At 67.7% G+C, this 15,743-nt stretch carries 13 protein-coding genes; 7 read left to right on the top strand and 6 right to left on the bottom strand.

Annotated features, from left to right (window positions below):
* Nucleotides 1-15: 15 nt before the first annotated feature.
* Nucleotides 16-1,527 carry an efflux transporter outer membrane subunit gene (locus K2O51_RS21850; RefSeq protein WP_220630712.1) on the top strand — a complete coding sequence of 504 codons (1,512 nt, stop codon included), beginning with the start codon at nucleotides 16-18 and terminating at the stop codon, nucleotides 1,525-1,527.
* Here the strand turns inward: K2O51_RS21850 and K2O51_RS21855 are convergent.
* The 4 genes from K2O51_RS21855 to K2O51_RS21870 all read right to left on the bottom strand — a co-directional run bounded on the left by K2O51_RS21855 (nucleotide 1,457) and on the right by K2O51_RS21870 (nucleotide 6,239).
* Nucleotides 1,457-2,020, bottom strand: coding sequence for a lecithin retinol acyltransferase family protein (locus K2O51_RS21855; RefSeq protein ID WP_140949532.1), 564 nt, complete (start codon nucleotides 2,018-2,020; stop codon nucleotides 1,457-1,459). The two genes, K2O51_RS21850 and K2O51_RS21855, sit on opposite strands and share 71 nt — an antisense overlap.
* 187 nt (nucleotides 2,021-2,207) lie before the next feature.
* Nucleotides 2,208-3,389, bottom strand: coding sequence for a CaiB/BaiF CoA transferase family protein (locus K2O51_RS21860; protein WP_220630713.1), 1,182 nt, complete (start codon nucleotides 3,387-3,389; stop codon nucleotides 2,208-2,210).
* Nucleotides 3,390-3,402: 13 nt separating this feature from the next.
* Nucleotides 3,403-5,361, bottom strand: coding sequence for an AMP-binding protein (locus K2O51_RS21865; protein WP_220630714.1), 1,959 nt, complete (start codon nucleotides 5,359-5,361; stop codon nucleotides 3,403-3,405).
* Nucleotides 5,362-5,429: 68 nt separating this feature from the next.
* On the bottom strand, nucleotides 5,430-6,239 hold the full coding sequence (locus tag K2O51_RS21870) for an enoyl-CoA hydratase/isomerase family protein (RefSeq protein WP_011297985.1): 810 nt from the start codon (nucleotides 6,237-6,239) through the stop codon (nucleotides 5,430-5,432).
* 409 nt (nucleotides 6,240-6,648) lie between these two features.
* Here K2O51_RS21870 and K2O51_RS21875 point away from each other — a divergent pair, with 409 nt between their 5' ends.
* The 6 genes from K2O51_RS21875 (at nucleotide 6,649) to K2O51_RS21900 (ending at nucleotide 13,762) form a co-directional block, all read left to right on the top strand.
* Entirely contained in the window at nucleotides 6,649-7,977 is a 1,329-nt protein-coding gene (locus K2O51_RS21875; protein ID WP_011297986.1) for an MFS transporter, read from the top strand.
* Nucleotides 7,978-8,010: 33 nt separating this feature from the next.
* A complete protein-coding gene (locus K2O51_RS21880) occupies nucleotides 8,011-8,943 on the top strand; it encodes an alpha/beta hydrolase (protein WP_220630715.1) in 933 nt (310 codons plus the stop codon).
* Complete coding sequence (locus tag K2O51_RS21885) at nucleotides 8,931-9,986, top strand: zinc-dependent alcohol dehydrogenase family protein (protein WP_140949537.1); 1,056 nt, start codon at nucleotides 8,931-8,933, stop codon at nucleotides 9,984-9,986. Before K2O51_RS21880 ends, K2O51_RS21885 begins: the two co-directional genes overlap by 13 nt.
* Nucleotides 9,987-10,045: 59 nt before the next feature.
* Nucleotides 10,046-11,506, top strand: coding sequence for an aldehyde dehydrogenase (locus K2O51_RS21890; protein WP_220630716.1), 1,461 nt, complete (start codon nucleotides 10,046-10,048; stop codon nucleotides 11,504-11,506).
* Between the two features lie 157 nt (nucleotides 11,507-11,663).
* Nucleotides 11,664-12,926 carry a CaiB/BaiF CoA transferase family protein gene (locus K2O51_RS21895; RefSeq protein ID WP_245001865.1) on the top strand — a complete coding sequence of 421 codons (1,263 nt, stop codon included), beginning with the start codon at nucleotides 11,664-11,666 and terminating at the stop codon, nucleotides 12,924-12,926.
* A 35-nt stretch (nucleotides 12,927-12,961) separates the two neighbouring features.
* Entirely contained in the window at nucleotides 12,962-13,762 is an 801-nt protein-coding gene (locus K2O51_RS21900) for an SDR family NAD(P)-dependent oxidoreductase (protein WP_011297991.1), read from the top strand.
* 35 nt (nucleotides 13,763-13,797) lie between these two features.
* Here K2O51_RS21900 and K2O51_RS21905 read toward each other — a convergent pair whose 3' ends face one another.
* Together K2O51_RS21905 and K2O51_RS21910 are read right to left on the bottom strand one after the other, a co-directional pair.
* A complete protein-coding gene (locus K2O51_RS21905) occupies nucleotides 13,798-14,460 on the bottom strand; it encodes a CoA transferase (RefSeq protein WP_220630718.1) in 663 nt (220 codons plus the stop codon).
* A 72-nt stretch (nucleotides 14,461-14,532) separates the two neighbouring features.
* On the bottom strand, nucleotides 14,533-15,738 hold the full coding sequence (locus K2O51_RS21910) for a CaiB/BaiF CoA transferase family protein (RefSeq protein ID WP_220630719.1): 1,206 nt from the start codon (nucleotides 15,736-15,738) through the stop codon (nucleotides 14,533-14,535).
* Between the last annotated feature and the right edge of the window lie 5 nt (nucleotides 15,739-15,743).

Genomic DNA, 15,743 nt, shown 5'->3' on the forward strand with positions numbered 1-15,743 from the left:
CTTTGCCATCCCATCATGCTCAACACGTCCGCGACGGAACACCGCAAAAAGCAGCCTGCCAGGCATGGAACACTCAGACACCAGGCCGGGCGGGCACTGGCAACGGGGCTCGTGGTCCTGCTTGCCGGATGCGCAGCCGCCCCGCCCTATCGGCCACCCCCCATAGACCTGCCAGACGCCTACAAGGAGGCCGGCGCCAGCCCGGCCAGGCCCGGTGGCCCCGACGCGATCGCGCCTGACTGGTGGCGCGCCTATGGCGACGCGACCCTGGACCGCCTGGAAGCGCGCGTCGAGGTCTCGAGCGAGACCCTGCGCAAGGCCGTGGCGCAACTGCAGGATGCGCAGGCCCAGGCGCGGGCCGCCAGGTCGGCCTACTTTCCTACCGTGACAGCCGGCGCGGCATTCAGCAGGAGTCGTGTCTCTGACAATGTCGTCGGGCGATCGCTGGCGGGCAAGACCACCAATGACTACCTGCTTGGCGTGGGCGCCTCCTGGGAGCCGGACCTGTTTGGCCGTATCGGCAGCACCGTGGATGCGGCCGAGGCGCGCGCACAGGCCAGCGCGGAAGACGTGGCGGCCGTGCGTCTGGGCCTGCAGGCGGAGCTGGCCGACGACTACTTCGGCGTGCGCTCGCTCGATCGAGAGGCAGCACTGCTGCAGCAGACCATCGAGGCATACACATCCGTGGTTGAGCTGGTAACGAACCGATACCGCGGCGGCATCGCCACGGAGGGCGACGTCGCCCAGGCCCGCGCCCAGCTGGAAAGCACCCGCGCCCAGCTGTCGGACCTGCGCCTGAACCGGACGCAGCTCGAACACGCCCTTGCCACGCTGGTGGGCGAACCGGCAAGCCGGTTTTCGCTTGCGCCGGCTGATGGGACAGCCCATCCGGAACAGCTGCCGCCAGTCCCGGCCGCCTTGCCCTCGCAACTGCTCGAACGCCGGCCGGATGTCGCCGCGGCCGAGCGCAGGGTGGCGGCCGCGAATGCGCAGATCGGGGTCGCGCGGGCCGCCTTCTTCCCCAGCCTGATGCTGACGCTGGGCGGCGGCCTGGAAAGCTCAAGCCTGGCAAGCTGGCTGACCGCACCAAGCCGCTTCTGGGCCATCGGGCCGGCATTGGCCGGCACGCTGCTGGACGGCGGGCGCCGCCGCGCCGGTGAAGACAGCGCCCGCGCGCAGTTTGACGCCAGCGCCGCGGACTACCGGTCCACGGTGCTACGTGCAGTACAGGAAGTCGAAGACGGCTACGCCGCCATCCAGGCCTTGCAGGACGAAGCGCGAAGCCAGCGGATTGCGGCGCAGTCCTCTGGCCGGGCCCTGTCTATCGGGCTGGACCGCTACCGGAAAGGCGCGGTGGCCTACCTCGACGTCAATGTCCTGCAGGCGGCCTCACTTTCCAGCGACCGCGCGCTCGAGAGTGTGCGCCGGCGTCAGTTGACGGCGAGCGTGGGGCTCATCAAGGCGCTCGGAGGTGGCTGGGAAGGCACGGGGCCAGTGGCGCGGTCAGTGCCACTACCGCATGAGTAAGAACCGGCGAAACCTGCGCGGCCGACGCCAGCCAGGCGCCGAACAGGATGGTCACGATGCGTAGCGCGACCCATGGATTGAGCATCAGGGCCCGTACCTGCTCGCTCTCGCTCTTGCCATACAGGCACCACGTACAAAAATGCTCGCAGTTATTACTCAAGACTCGGTAGCAATCCTCGCCGAGCCGCGAGCGCGCACGTTTGGCAGCCTCCTGCTCAACGTACTTCGGAGGCGGACCGGCAGCGATCCAGATTGCGCCACCGGCGGAGAAGTCCGCGAGGCTGACCTCCTCGACCGGGCCGCGCCGCAGCGCCCCCGCCAGGCCCGCGTAGTGCACAACCTTGTCGTGGCCCACGTAGATGCCGTGGTGGTTGTAGCCGTGCCGGGGGGTGACAAGATGGGCACCGATGGGCGGTTCCATGCCGCTCCAGGAGCCCCACACCGCCGCCAGTACATCGGCGCCGCCATTTCGAGAAGCGCTTGTTCGGTCCATATTTCACCGCCTGAACAACTGATCCTTGGTCAAAGCGTAGGGACCGCCATGCATTAACAACAATTAAACATATTTCTAATGTTCATAAGTATTCTTATATATGACGCATTGGAATCAAAGCCCGGCAGTACTATCCATAGGGAATGCGGTTACCTGCTGTCGCTTCGTGCTTGGCCTCTCGGTATTCTCAGATCACGCCCCGCTCGCGCAGTGCCACGATTTCACCGGGCGCATAGCCCGCGTCGCGCAGCACTTCCTCGGTATGCTCGCCCGCCGTCGGCGGACGCCGGGCGATGGCCGGTGCGGTCCGCGACAGCGACACCGGCGTGGCAACGAGCGGTACCTGCGCCGCTGCGCCCGGGTAGTCAACGCCATGGAAGGCGCCGGAGGCACGGACGACTTCGTCCTCCAGCGCCTGTCGCGGCGTGTTGACCGGGCCGCCGGGAATGCGCGCGTCCTCCAGCATCGCCAGGGCTTCGTCGCGCGTCCGGCCAGCGCACCAGTCCGACATGATGTCGCTGAGGACTTCGCCATGCTCGCCGCGCAGCGCATCGTCCGCGAAACGCGGATCATCCAGCAGTTCCGGGCGCTCCACCATGCGCGTCCAGCGTTTGAACATCGCGGGGCCGATCACCTGCGCGATGATCCAGCCATCCTTGACGCGAAAGATGTCCGACGGGCCATAGGTGGGGCTACGGTTGACGGTTGCCTGCCGGTTCAGTCCGCGCAGCGCTTCCTCGATCAGGCTGCCGCTGGACAGCGTGAGCGCCGTGTGCAGCAGCGACGCGCCGACCTCCTGCCCCTGGCCGCTCGTCTTGCGTTCGTAGAGCGCCATCATGGTCCCGAGCGCGCAGCACAGCGCGGTCGAAAAATCGACGACCGGCACCATCGACTTCATGGGATGGTCCGGCAGCCCCGTCAGGTGCACCGCCCCGCTCATCGCCTGCCCGACGCCGTCGAAGCCGACACGGTCGCGCACGGCCGGGTCTGCGCCAAACGCCGACGAAGCGGTCAGGATGATGTCGGGCTTCACCTTGCGCAGGCTCTCATAGTCGAGGCCGAGCGCCGCAATGGTACGCGGCGGCATGTTCGCCACGACTACGTCGGTGTTCAACAGCAGCTTGCGGACCACCGCGCGCCCCTCCTCGCTGTCGAGATCGAGCGTGATCGAGCGCTTGTTCCGGTTGACCTGCAGGAAGAACGCGCCCTCGCCTTCACTGGTCACCGGCGCGACGAAGCGGTCCTCGCTGCCGCCGACGCGATCGATACGGATGACGTCCGCGCCGAAGTCGGCGAGCAGCGCCGCGCAGAACGGGCCGGCGATGAACCTGCCGAAATCCAGGACCCTGATGCCTTCGAGAACTTTCATTTTTCTGCCCGCCTCATGCCTGCGGGCCGGTGCCCGATGCCGCGCGGATCTCGTCGAGCGACGCGGGGTTGTCGAGCGACGAGAGGTCGCCCGGCGGCGTGTTGCAATACACGCTGCGAATCACGCGGCGCATGATTTTGGAACTGCGCGTCTTCGGCAACTGATTCACGACGTGCACCGCGCTCGGCCGGAATGGCCGTCCGAGGCGCTTGTCGACATGGCTGATCACGCGGGACGCGACAGCATCGGCGTCAGCAGCACCGCCAGTTTCGCCGACGACGAACACCACCAGCCGCTGCCCCTTGTCCTTGTCGTCCACGCCAATTGCTGCGGCTTCCGAGACTTCCGGCAGTTCCAGCACGACTTCCTCCACCTCCGCAGGCCCCAGCCGCTTGCCGGCCACCTTCAGCGTGTCGTCGGAACGCCCCATCATGAAGAACGTGCCGTCCCGCCGGCGCAACGCCAGATCGCCATGCACCCAGAGGCCGGGAATGGTGTGCCAGTAGGTATCGAGATAGCGCTCCGCGTCCTGCCAGAACGACTGCGTCATGCCCACGAAAGGCTGGCGAATCACCAGTTCACCCACCGTACCGGTCAATGGCGTGCCACCCGCGTCGACCACGTCCACATCCACCCCCGGCGAGGTCGTGTTGAAACCGCTCGGCGGGATGGGCCGTACGACGACGCTCGACAGCAGCGCGCCCGACACCTCGGTGCCGCCCGTGTAGTTGATCAGCGGCTGCGTGCCGCGCCCGAAGGTCCGCTGGAACCAGCAGAAATGCTCGGGATCGATGCCCTCGCCGGCTGTGATCAACAGGCGAACGGAGGACACGTCGCCTTGCAGCGCCACTTGCTCGTTGCTGGCGAGGCCCCGGATCAGCGTCGGCGCCGAGCCGAAATGGGTGACCTTGTGCCGCTCCACCAGTTGCGACATACGTGCCCAGCTCGGGTAATCGGGCGCGCCGTCGTAGCAGACCAGCGTCGCGCCGCGCAGCAGCGCGCAGCCCAGCACCAGCGTGCCGGCGATCCAGCCCATGTCGGCGGGCCAGCAGAAGACGTCGCCCGGCGCCACATCGAAGTGCACTACCGCATCATGGGCGATCTTGAGCGGGAAACTGCCATGTGTATGGACGACACCCTTTGGCTTGCCGGTCGTGCCCGAGGTGTAGATCACCATGAAGGGATCCTGCGGCCCCAGCGTGACAGGGTCGGCCAGTCTTCCGGCGCCCGACGCCATCACTGCCTGCCAGTCGAGATCCTGCGGTCCGGCCGCCGGCGCCGCGCCAGCCTGCTTCCAGACCACGCGCTTGAGCGCGGGCAGCCGTGCCCACGCTTCGCGCAGCGTCCCCTCCACGTCGATGCGCTTGCTGCGTCGGCTGAAGCCCGTGGAGGCAATCACCGAAGTGGCCTCGGCCGCCGACAGCCGCGCGACGATGGCGTCCACGCCGAAGCCGCTGAACAAAGGCACGACGATCGCCCCGATCGACGCGAGCGCCAGCAGCGATACCGTCGCCTCGATACCGTTCTCCATCAGCAGGCCCACGCGCTCGCCGCGCCCGATGCCGAGCGCCTGCAAGCCGCCCGCGAACTGGCGCACGCGCGTGCCGAGTTCCGCATAGCTGACTGTCTGGACCTCGCCGTCCTCCCGTTCCGCGACGACAGCCGCCTGATCGCGCGTGCGAGAGTCGTCGGTCCACGCCAGCACGGTATTGACCCAGTTCAGTCGCCCGCCCGGGAACCACTGGGGGAATTCGCGCGGCGATGCCGGATCGAGGTAGCTCGTCGGCGGCGTGTCCCACACGATCCCGCAGTGCTGCATGGCCACCTGCCAGTAGCGGTCGGGATGATTGCGCGAGAGATCGAGCAGGTCGTCATATCGCGTCAAGTCGAACGCGCGCATCAGTTGCGCAATGCCGGAGGCCTGCAACTCGCGCGGGCCCGGCTTCCAGGTGTTGGCTTCGGTATCCATCATGTCTCGCTTCAAAATCTCTCGGGGCGATGGCTCAAGATCGCCGCAATGTCGACTTAAGGCCGTGTCACTCAGCCAGGCAGCTTCGCGGACGGGAATTGCGGTGCGCGCTTGTTGCGCACGGCGTCGAGGCCTTCGCGCGCGTCTGCGCCGAGGAAGCCCAGCATCTCCGCGGCCAGCGAGGCGTCGAAGATCGGCCCGGCCATCCGCATCCAGTTGTTGATCGACATCTTGGTGGCGCGAATCGCCGTCTGGCTGCCGCGCGCGAGCGACTGGGCCACGGCCAGCGCGCGGTCCATCAGAGCCTGCTGTGGCACGCAGAACGTCACCAGCCCCAGGCGCTCAGCTTCCTTGCCGTCGATGAAGTCCGCGGTCATCAGGTAGTACTTCGCCTTGGCCACACCACAGAGCAGCGGCCAGATGATGGCGGCATGGTCGCCCGCCGCCACGCCGAGGCGGGCATGGCCATCCGTGAATCGCGCCGATTCGGCAATGATGCTGACGTCCGCCAGCAGCGCGACCGCAAGCCCCGCGCCGACGGCGGTGCCGTTGATCGCCGAAATGATCGGCTTCTCGCAGGCCAGCATGTTGTAGACGATCTCGGCGGCCTCCTTCTTTACGACCGCCACCGCATCGGGGTTACCCACCATCTCCTCGACCCACGCCAGATCGCCGCCCGCCGAGAACGCACGGTCGCCCGCGCCCGTCACCACCACCACCTTGACCGACGGATCTTCATTGACGACCCCCCACAGCTTCGTCAGTTCCCAGTGAAGCCGGGCGTTGGTCGCGTTCATCACCTCGGGCCGGTTCAGGGTGGCGAGCAGGACGCCATCCGGCTGCCGGTCGAACAGGATGAACTGGAAGTCTTCGTAACGCATGGTGGAATGTCCTGAAAATGATGGGGCAACGTGCCCCATTACACGCGGTTGGCTCGATGGCTCCAATAGCAGCCGGACCGATGTTCCGTACTCTGGAAGATCAGGCGCGGACGGGCGGTGCGATAGCAGATGCCCTTTCCTGCGAGGGCATCCCGTTTGGCGCCATGCATCGAAGCGTAGGGGCGCACGCCGCGCGCGCCAACTGGCCTTTTCCGAAGCGCCGGTTCACGCGCCGCGAAGCCGGCACACCGCCGGCTTCATCGCTGACGAATCGCTGTTTCGAGAATGGTCAATTGGTTCGGCACCGGCACGCCACTACCCTTCCGGTGGTCCCGGTCACCGCATCGCCCGCAGTCCATCCGTACCTTGCATTGGCCGGGACTCACAACAAGGACATCCAGGAGACAACGTGCATCAATCAACACTGCCGGCCCGCAGCAGCCTGTTCGTGGTCATATTGTGCTTTCTGACGATCGTGGCCGACGGCTACGACCTCATCGTCTACGGAGCCACTCTCCCGAAGCTGCTGGAAGAGCCGGGCTGGGGCCTGACGCCGGCGACGGCCGGCATGATCGGGAGCTGGACGCTCGCCGGGCTGATGGTCGGCATGGGCGCAGCCGGCCCGCTTTCCGACCGCGTGGGCAGGCGCAACCTCATCATGGCCGGCGTGCTGTGGTTCTCAGTCGGCTCCATCCTCTGCGCGCTCGCCGCTTCGCCGTTTTCACTGGGCGCCGCGCGCTTTTTTACCGGCATCGGACTGGGCGGCGTGGTGCCGTCCGCCGTGGCGCTGACGGTCGAATACGCGCCTGCGAACCGGCGCCAGTTGTACAACGCGCTGACCCTGACAGGCTATTCCGTGGGCGGCGTCATCTGCGCGCTGCTGGCGATGACACTGCTGCAGGAACACGGATGGCGCACGCTCTATGCGCTTGGCGCGCTCTACGCGCTGATCCTGCCCGTGATGTACAGGTGGCTCCCCGAGTCGGTTAGCTTCCTCGTCGAGCGCGGCCGCATGGAAGAGGCGCGCGTCCTGGCCGCCCGCCATTCGCTCGACTTGGAGCAAATGGCGCGGGAGCAACGGGCCCAGGCGGTGCACGCGGCCGCGACCGGTACGCGCGGGTACCGCCTCCTGGCAACCGATGCACTCCGCACCTCGGCGCTGTTGTTCGGGATGGTGAGTTTCTGCGTCCAGCTGATCGTCTATGGCCTGAACGCATGGCTTCCACAACTGATGCGCAAGGCCGGCTATCCGCTGGGGTCGTCGCTGCAGTTCCTGCTGGTGATGCAGTTCGGCGCCGTCGCGGGCATGATCGGCGGTGCGTGGCTGGCGGACCGGTTGGGCTCCAAACGGGTGATCATTCCGTTCTTCGCCATCGGCGGCCTGTCACTGCTCGCGCTGAGCCAGAAGCTGGCCTTCGGCTGGTTGATGCTCGCGGTGTTCGGCGCGGGCATTGGCTCCATCGGCACGACTACACTGATCTACGGCTACATCGCCACGTACTTCCCGGCTTCCTGCCGCGGCTCCGCGCTCGGGGCGTCACAGGCGTTCGGGCGCTTCGGCTCCATTCTCGGTCCGCTGATTGGCGGTTGGATCGTCGGCTCGAACCTCGCGCTGCACTGGAACTTCTACGCATTCGTCGTGCCTGCCGTCGTCGCCATCCTTCTCGTGCCCCTGATCCCGAAGCCGGCACAGGAACCCGACGCCGCGCCAAGCGCGGATTACCGTACTGCGGACTGAGTCCGCAACCCGCTACGCCACAGAGGTGAAATCATGAAAGCCGTCAGCATCAAGCATCAGTACTGGGATATCGCAGCAGACCTCCACTTCCCGCCGGACTTCGACGAGAACAAGAAGTACCCCGCTATCATCAGCGCCCATCCGATCGGCAGTTGCAAGGAGCAGACCTCGGGAAGCGTCTACGGCACCGCGCTCGCCGAAGCCGGCTTCGTCGTCATCGCGTTCGATGCCAGCTTCCAGGGCGCTAGCGGCGGCGAGCCCCGCTATATCGAGGATCCGACACTCCGCGTGGAAGACTTCCGCGTGGTCGCAGACTACCTTGTGACGCTGGCCTATGTGGACGAAGCGCGCATCGGCGTGCTCGGCGTCTGCGGCGGTGGCGGCTACTCGATCAATGCCGCCATGACAGAGCGCCGCATCCGCGCCGTGGGCACCATCACCGGCGTCAACTACGGCCGCCTGATGCGCGAGGGCTTCAGCGGCTACGATCCGATCGGCGCGCTGGAAGCCATGGCACAGCAGCGCACCGCAGAAGCACGCGGTACCGCGCTGCGCGTGGACGACCTGCTGCCGCCGTCGCCTGAGGAAGCCAAACAGCGCGGGCTGACAGAGATCGACCTCTACGAGGCCACGGAGTACTACCGCACGCCGCGCGGGCAGAAGCCACACGGCGCCAACCGCTCGCTCTTCTCCCACCAGGGCGCCGCAGCCGGATGGGATGCCTTCCACCTGGCCGAGGTCCTGCTGACGCAGCCGCTGATGGTGGTGGTCGGCGACAAGGTCGGTGCCTTCGGCGCCTACCGCGACGGCTGCGAGATCGTGGGCCGCGCACGCTCGGAAAAGAAGGAACTCGTCGTACTCGACGGCTGGTCGCACTACGACCTGTACGACAAGCCCGAGCCCGTGCGCAAGGCGCTCGACAAGCTGATCCCGTTCTACAAGGAGCATCTCGGATGCGCGGGATGATCTTCCGGGGCGCCCGCGAGGTCGAGCTGGCGCACTTCGACGATCCCACGCCCGGCCCCGGCGAGGCCGTGATCGAGATGAAGGCGTCGGGCATGTGCGGCACCGATCTGCACTACTACCGGCATGGCATGGCGGCATCGCTGGAGATGCTTGGCCTGAAGGACCGCATTACGTCCGACCGGATCATCGGCGGGCACGAGCCGTGCGGCGTGGTGGCTGCGCTCGGCCCGGGCGTGGACAGTAAAGCGTTCCGCGTGGGCGACCGCGTGATGGTCTTCCACTACGAGGGCTGCCGCCACTGCGACCATTGCCGCACCGGCTGGACGCAGCTCTGCGACCACGGCGCGCGCATCCACGGCGTGCTGGCGCATGGCGGCCATGCCGATTACATGAAGGTGCCGGTGTCATCGCTGGTGCACCTGCCGCAGGAGATGTCGTTCGCGGGCGGCGCCGCCGTGGCATGCGGCACCGGCACCGCGTACGGCGCCTTGCTGCGGCTCGACATCAGCGCCCGCGACACGCTGGCCGTCTACGGCCTTGGCCCGGTCGGCCTGTCGGTGGCCCAGCTTGCCGCCGCGATGGGCGTCGAGGTGTTCGGCGTCGACATCAGCGCAGCGCGCGTGACCCGCGCGAAAGACTTCGGCGTGACACACGCGATCGACGCCACGCAGTCCGACCCGGTCGCAGAGATACTGAAGCTGACCGGGGGCAAGGGCGCGTCGTGCGCGGTGGAGTGTGCCGGCGGCGAGCTGCCGCGCGCTCAGGCCGTGCGCAGCACTAAGGTATGGGGCCGCATCGCGCTGGTGGCCGTGGGCGGCAATCTGGTGCTCGATGCGATGAAGGATCTGATCGGCAAGCAGCGGCAGTTGCTTGGCTCCTTCACGTTCTCCGAAGTCGAGATGAAGGCTTGTGCCAACTTTATCGCCACACGCGGCATCGAGGTGGACCGGCTGTTCACCGACACCTGGCGGCTCGACCAGGCCGCGCAGGCCTATGCGCACTTCGACCAGCAGGCGGGCGGCAAGGGCGTGTTCCTGTTCTGAATCCTGCCCCCCTTTTTCACGGTTGCCGCCGGCCCCGGCGGGCAACGGAGATCCATTCCATGACGAACCGAACTATCGAACTCAAGCACCCGCGCCAGTTGTACATCGACGGCGTATGGGTCGAACCGTCCACCGGCGGCGTCTTCGACGTGCTGGACTGCTCCACCGAGCAGGTCGTGGCGACAGTCGCCCGCGCCGAGTCGGCCGACATGCAGCGCGCCGTCGCCGCCGCCCGCAAGGCATTCGACGACGGCCCCTGGCCGCGCATGACGCCGCTGGAGCGCGCCGGCTTCCTTGAGAAGATCGCCGTGCGGCTGGAAGCGCTGAACGATGAGTTCGCCCGCATCTGGTCGCTCGAAACCGGTATCGTCTACAAGGTCGCGCAGCCACGGATCGGGCTGTTCATCAGCGGCGCCTTCCGACAGTACGCGGCAATGGCATCGACCTTTCCCTTCACTCAGCCGTGCCAGTCTGTCACCGGGAACGACGCGTATCGGGTCTACGAGCCGGTGGGCGTGGTCGCCGAGATCATTCCCTGGAACGGGCCCGCCGGCCTGCTCGCGTACAAGACAGCGCCGGCACTGCTGGCGGGCTGCACGCTGGTCATCAAGTCGCCGCCCGAGGCGCCGTGCTCGGGCTACCTGTTCGCGCAGGTTTGCGAGGAAGTCGGCTTGCCCCCGGGCGTCGTCAACGTCATCCCCGCCGAACGCGACGTGTCCGAGGCACTGGTGCGCAGCCCGGAGGTCGACAAGATCACATTCACCGGCTCGACTGCGGCCGGCCGCCGTATCGCATCCATCGCCGGCGACCGCGTGGCGCGCGTGACGCTGGAACTCGGCGGCAAGTCGCCCGCCGTCATCCTCGACGACTACGACGTCGAAGCCGCTGCGGCAACGCTGGGCAACTCCTACTTCAGCTACAACACCGGGCAGATCTGCCATAGCCTCACCCGCATCATCGTGCCACGCGCAAAGCACGACGCGATGGTCGAGGCACTGTCCGCCATCGCGCGGGAGATCGTGCTAGGCGACCCGCTCGCGGCAACGACCACCTCGGGCCCCCTCGCCAATGCCCGCCAGCGCGATACCGTCGAGCGCTTCGTCGCCATGGGCGTGGCCGAAGGCGCCGTGCTGGCGACAGGCGGCAAGCGGCCGCCGCACCTGGCGCGCGGCTTCTTCTTCGAGCCGACGGTATTCGGCAACGTCGACAACCGCTCGAGCATCGCCCAGCAGGAAATCTTCGGTCCCGTGCTGAGCGTGATCCCTGCCGACGACGAGGCCAGTGCCATCCGCATGGCGAACGACACGCCGTTCGGCCTGAACGCCGCCGTCTTCACCAACGACCGCGACCGCGCGCTCGCCGTAGCGCGGCAAATCCGCGCGGGCACCGTAGGCCACAACGGCCCGCGCACCGATTTCTCCATCGGATTCGGCGGCTTCAAGCAGTCCGGCATCGGCCGCGAGGGCGGCGTCGAAGGACTGACCGCCTTCATGGAGTCAAAGACCATCGTGCTGAGCTGACGATGGCGGCCGTCCGAAGCGGGCGAATGTCCGCCGCCCGCTTCGGGTCGTCCTTCGGGTCTTCCGAATCGCAGCTTCGAAAATGGCAAGTTGGCCGCGCGGCCGGGGCGCTCTACCCTTGCATCAAACTCGTCCGGAAGATGCAAAGGAGACAACCTTGAACACCGAAACCGGCCGCGCCGCGGCGGCCACGCAGGAGCAACACCCCAACCCCGACCGCCCGCTCCAGGGCGTGCGCGTGCTGGCCGTGGAGAACTTCGTCGCCGGCCCGTTCGCGTCCATGTGGCTCGCCGACGCGGGCGCCGAGGTCATCAAGATCGAAGCCCCGGCCGGCGGCGACTTCGCGCGCAGCACCAGCCCCGTCAGGATGGCGAAGGACGGCAGCCCGCACGCGCTGTCGTTCCTGCGCACCAACCGCAACAAGAAGAGCCTGACGCTGGACCTCAAGCAGCCCGAGGGCAAGCGGCTGTTCCTCGAACTGGTCGCCAGCGCCGACATCGTGATCGAAAACTTGCGCCCGGGCGTCATGGACCGCCTCGGCGTCGGCTACGACACTTTGCGCGCGCGCAACCCGCGCCTGATCTACGTTGCCATTTCCGGCTTTGGCCACACCGATGTGAAGCCAAGCCCTTACACCGACCACCCGGCCCTCGACATCGTCGGCCAGGCGCTCAGCGGCCTGATGTACCGGCCCGAACGGCAGGACGACCGGCCGACCTATCTCGGCTTTTCGATGACCGACCTGCAGGGCGGCATCCTCGCTGCGCAAGGCGCGCTGCTGGCCCTGTACCAGCGCGAGCGTACCGGGCGGGGCAAGAAGGTCGACATTTCGCTGTACGACGCCTCGCTGGTCCAGAACGAGATCTCGGTCACCATGTACTCGGCCCTGCACCAGCCGCTGCCGCCGGGCGTACCCGCGGTGACAGCGCCGTTCGGGCCGTTCCGCGCCAGCGACGGCCATATCGTCATCGCGGTGCTCGGCGAGCACATCTGGCGCCGCTTCTGCGAGGTGATCGGCAAGCCGGACCTGGTGGACGATCCGCGCTTCGCCGATGGCATCGAGCGCCGCAAGCACAGTGCCGCGCTCGATCCGCATATCGACGCGTGGCTTGCCACGCGCACGCGCGCGCAAGCCGTGGACCTGCTGCGCGAGGGCGGCGTGCCAGCGTCGGTGGTCAACGATGTGGCCGACCTGTTCGACTGCCCGCATGTCGCCGCGCGCGAGATGCTGATGACGGTCCAGGACCCGGCGTGGGGCCCGGTGCAGGTGGTCGGCAACCCGATCAAGATGTCGGACGTGCCCGAGCCCGAGGCGAGGGTGCCGCCGCGGCTCGGGGAGCATACCGACGCGGTGCTGCGCGACTGGCTACACCTCGATGCGCGGCAGGTCGCCGCGCTGCGCGCCGACGGCATCGTCTGACCGGAAGACAGTGAAAGCACAGCAAGGAACCAGCAATGAAGAATCTTGAAGGCAAGGTGGCGATCGTCACCGGCGGCACCGGCGGGATCGGCCGGGGCGTGGCACTGCAGCTCGCGGCGCGCGGGGCGCTGGTGGTCATCAGCGGCAGGAGCGCGTCAAAGGCGGACGCGGTGCTCGCCGAACTGCGCGAGGCGGGCGGCCAGGGCGATTTCATCCCCGGCGACGTCCGCGTGAAGGCCGACATGGATGCGCTCGCCGCCGAGACCGCGCGCCGCCACGGCGGCATCGATATCGTGGTCGCCAATGCCGGCGGCAACGACGACGAGGCGCGCCGCCCGGAAGTGCGCGGGCCGTTTGGCGATATCGACGTCGCGCGCGTCTGCGCCGTGGTGGCGGAGAACACCGCCGCGAAGCTGCTGCCGGTGCAGTCGGCCCTGCCCTTCCTGCGCGAGCGCGGCGGCGGCGCGGTGGTCTTCGTGACCTCGGAAGGTGGGCGCGTGCCGACGCCGACGCAGACCGCGGTGGCCACCTTTGCCGGCGGCCTGATCAGCGCAAGCAAGGTGCTATCGAAGGAACTCGCGCGCGACCGCATCCGCGTGAATTGTGTATGCGTGACGGTGGTGCGCGACAGTCCCTCCTGGAAGGCCGCGTTCGAGCGCACCGATGGCGTGTCGGACCGGCACCGCAAGCAGTACGAGAAAATCATCGCCAGCAGCCCGCTCGGCGTGGCAAGCCCGGAGGATATCGGCCAGGTGGTGGCTTTCCTCGCCTCCGACGAGTCGCGCTACCTGACTGGGGCGACCATCAGCCCGACCGGCGGGCTGACGATTCACTGACGATCTGCTGAAGACCGGCTGCGCGGCCCGCCGCCTCACACAATGGCGCCGGCCGCGCGCAATGCCGCAATGTCAGGTGCGCTGAAGCCCCAGTCGCCTAGCACCACGTCGGTATGCTCGCCGGGGCGGGCTGGCGAATTCTGGATCGCGCCGGGCGTGCGGCTGAAGCGCGGGGCGGGCGCAGGCTGCACGACACCGTCCCGCTCGACGAACGTCCCGCGCGCCCGCAGATGCGGATGGCCGGGCGCCTCCGCCAGCGACATGACCGGCGCGAAGCAGACCTCCCGTCCTTCGGCCAGCGCACACCATTCGTCGCGCGTACGCGTGCGGAAGATTTCCGCGAATCTCGCCTGCACCTCCGGCCAGCGCGAACGGTCGTGCTGGTCCGGCATCTCCGCCTCGTCCAGCCCGAGCACTTCTAGCGTCTGGCGCCAGAAGCGCGCCTCGCTGGACCCCACGCTGATCCAGCGGCCGTCCTGCGTCTCGTAGACGTGGTCGAGTGCGGCGCTGCGCCGGCCGCGGTTGAGCAGGTTGAAGCGCGGATCGCCGGGCTGCCCGCCATCGTGGCCCGGTGGACGGTCGATGCGGATGATGTCCGCCCCAAGGTCCGCGAGCAGCATGCAGCAGAACGGCACAGGCCCTGTGCCGCCCAGTTCCACAATCCTGACGCCCGCGAGCGGGCCCTGGGTCTTGCGCATCGTATTGGTCTCCCCAAACGTTGAAACCCGGCTCGTCAAGGAGCCGGGTTCCGGTGGTGATGCTGGCGTGTTCTACTTCGCGATCTCCGGGTCAAGCACTGCCTCGCCGCCCGAAGGCTCCGCATCGCGCCAGCAGCGCCGCGATGCCATCAGCCTGTCAAGGTCCGCATTGTCCTGGCCCACGTCGCGCGCCGCCGACAGCGGCCCCGGCCGCTTGCCATTGAATGACAGCGGCAATCCGACCAGCGCGAGATCGTCCCCGGACGGCTTGCCGATGATGCCCAGCGCCCGTGTCTGCTCATGGTTGACCAGTTCGCTGGTGGTCTGCACCGGCGCGCACGGCAGGCCGGCTGCGCCCAGCACCTGCTGCCAGTGCGCACGCGGATGTTCGGCCAGCCGTCCGCCGATCAGGCCATCGATCTGCGCGCGGTGGCGCAACCGCCCGTCATTGGTGGCAAAGCGCGGGTCGGTGGCCCACTCCGGCCGGTCCAGCGCGGCACACAGGCGCGCGAAGAGCCGGTCGTTGGCGCAACTGACCACCAGATGGCCATCGGCCGTGTCGTAGGCGCGGTGCGGCACGATGAAGGCCACGCCCGAGCCATGCCGGCCGCCCGTATCACCGTCCGCGTTGTAGTTGGCAATCCCCACGGTCATCCAGGCAATGGCCGTCTCGAGCAGCGAGCTATGGACTGTTGCGCCCACGTGCTTGCGCTGCCGCCGGCACAGCGCGGCGAGGATGCCGATGACGGCCCACATGCCGGCGCCGAAGTCGACGATCGACACGCCGGCGCGCACTGGCGCCTGTCCGTCCTCACCCGTCACGCTCATGATGCCGGCGAAGGCTTGCATCAGCGGATCGTAGCCTGGCGCCTGGTTCAGCGGACCGGCGTGGCCGAACGCGCCCACCTCGCAGCAGACCAGTTCGGGCTTGGTCACGCGCAGGCTGTCTGGGTCCAGTCCGTATTGCGCGGCCGAGCCCGGACGCAGGTTGTGAAAGAACACGTCGGCATGCTCGGCAATGAGCCGATGCAGCGTGGCGAGGTCGTCCGGGTCCTTGATGTCGAGGCTGATGAAGCGCTTGCCCTGGTTGATCGCATGGAAGGCGGCACCGCTGCCCTTCCACTTGCTCGGTCCCCAGCCGCGCGCCGAATCGCCGGTGGGACGTTCGATCTTCCACACATCGGCGCCCAGCGCCGCAAGGATCTGGCCGGCGAACGGCGCCGAGGCGCTGTCGCTCAGTTCCACGACCACCACGCCATCGAGAGGAAGGTCACGCATGGCTG

Origin of the sequence: Cupriavidus pinatubonensis (genome assembly GCF_019602855.1) — a bacterium.
GTDB classification, from domain to species: Bacteria; Pseudomonadota; Gammaproteobacteria; order Burkholderiales; family Burkholderiaceae; genus Cupriavidus; species Cupriavidus pinatubonensis.

Excerpts from the sequence above, each read along its gene's own strand:
- K2O51_RS21865 (WP_220630714.1), bottom strand. The coding sequence starts at position 5,361 with ATGATGGATACCGAAGCCAACACCTGGAAGCCGGGCCCGCGCGAGTTG.
- K2O51_RS21905 (WP_220630718.1), bottom strand. The coding sequence starts at position 14,460 with ATGCGCAAGACCCAGGGCCCGCTCGCGGGCGTCAGGATTGTGGAACTG.
- K2O51_RS21885 (WP_140949537.1), top strand. The coding sequence starts at position 8,931 with ATGCGCGGGATGATCTTCCGGGGCGCCCGCGAGGTCGAGCTGGCGCAC.
- K2O51_RS21900 (WP_011297991.1), top strand. The coding sequence starts at position 12,962 with ATGAAGAATCTTGAAGGCAAGGTGGCGATCGTCACCGGCGGCACCGGC.
- K2O51_RS21850 (WP_220630712.1), top strand. The coding sequence starts at position 16 with ATGCTCAACACGTCCGCGACGGAACACCGCAAAAAGCAGCCTGCCAGG.
- K2O51_RS21860 (WP_220630713.1), bottom strand. The coding sequence starts at position 3,389 with ATGAAAGTTCTCGAAGGCATCAGGGTCCTGGATTTCGGCAGGTTCATC.
- K2O51_RS21880 (WP_220630715.1), top strand. The coding sequence starts at position 8,011 with ATGAAAGCCGTCAGCATCAAGCATCAGTACTGGGATATCGCAGCAGAC.
- K2O51_RS21855 (WP_140949532.1), bottom strand. The coding sequence starts at position 2,020 with ATGGACCGAACAAGCGCTTCTCGAAATGGCGGCGCCGATGTACTGGCG.
- K2O51_RS21890 (WP_220630716.1), top strand. The coding sequence starts at position 10,046 with ATGACGAACCGAACTATCGAACTCAAGCACCCGCGCCAGTTGTACATC.
- K2O51_RS21910 (WP_220630719.1), bottom strand. The coding sequence starts at position 15,738 with ATGCGTGACCTTCCTCTCGATGGCGTGGTGGTCGTGGAACTGAGCGAC.
- K2O51_RS21870 (WP_011297985.1), bottom strand. The coding sequence starts at position 6,239 with ATGCGTTACGAAGACTTCCAGTTCATCCTGTTCGACCGGCAGCCGGAT.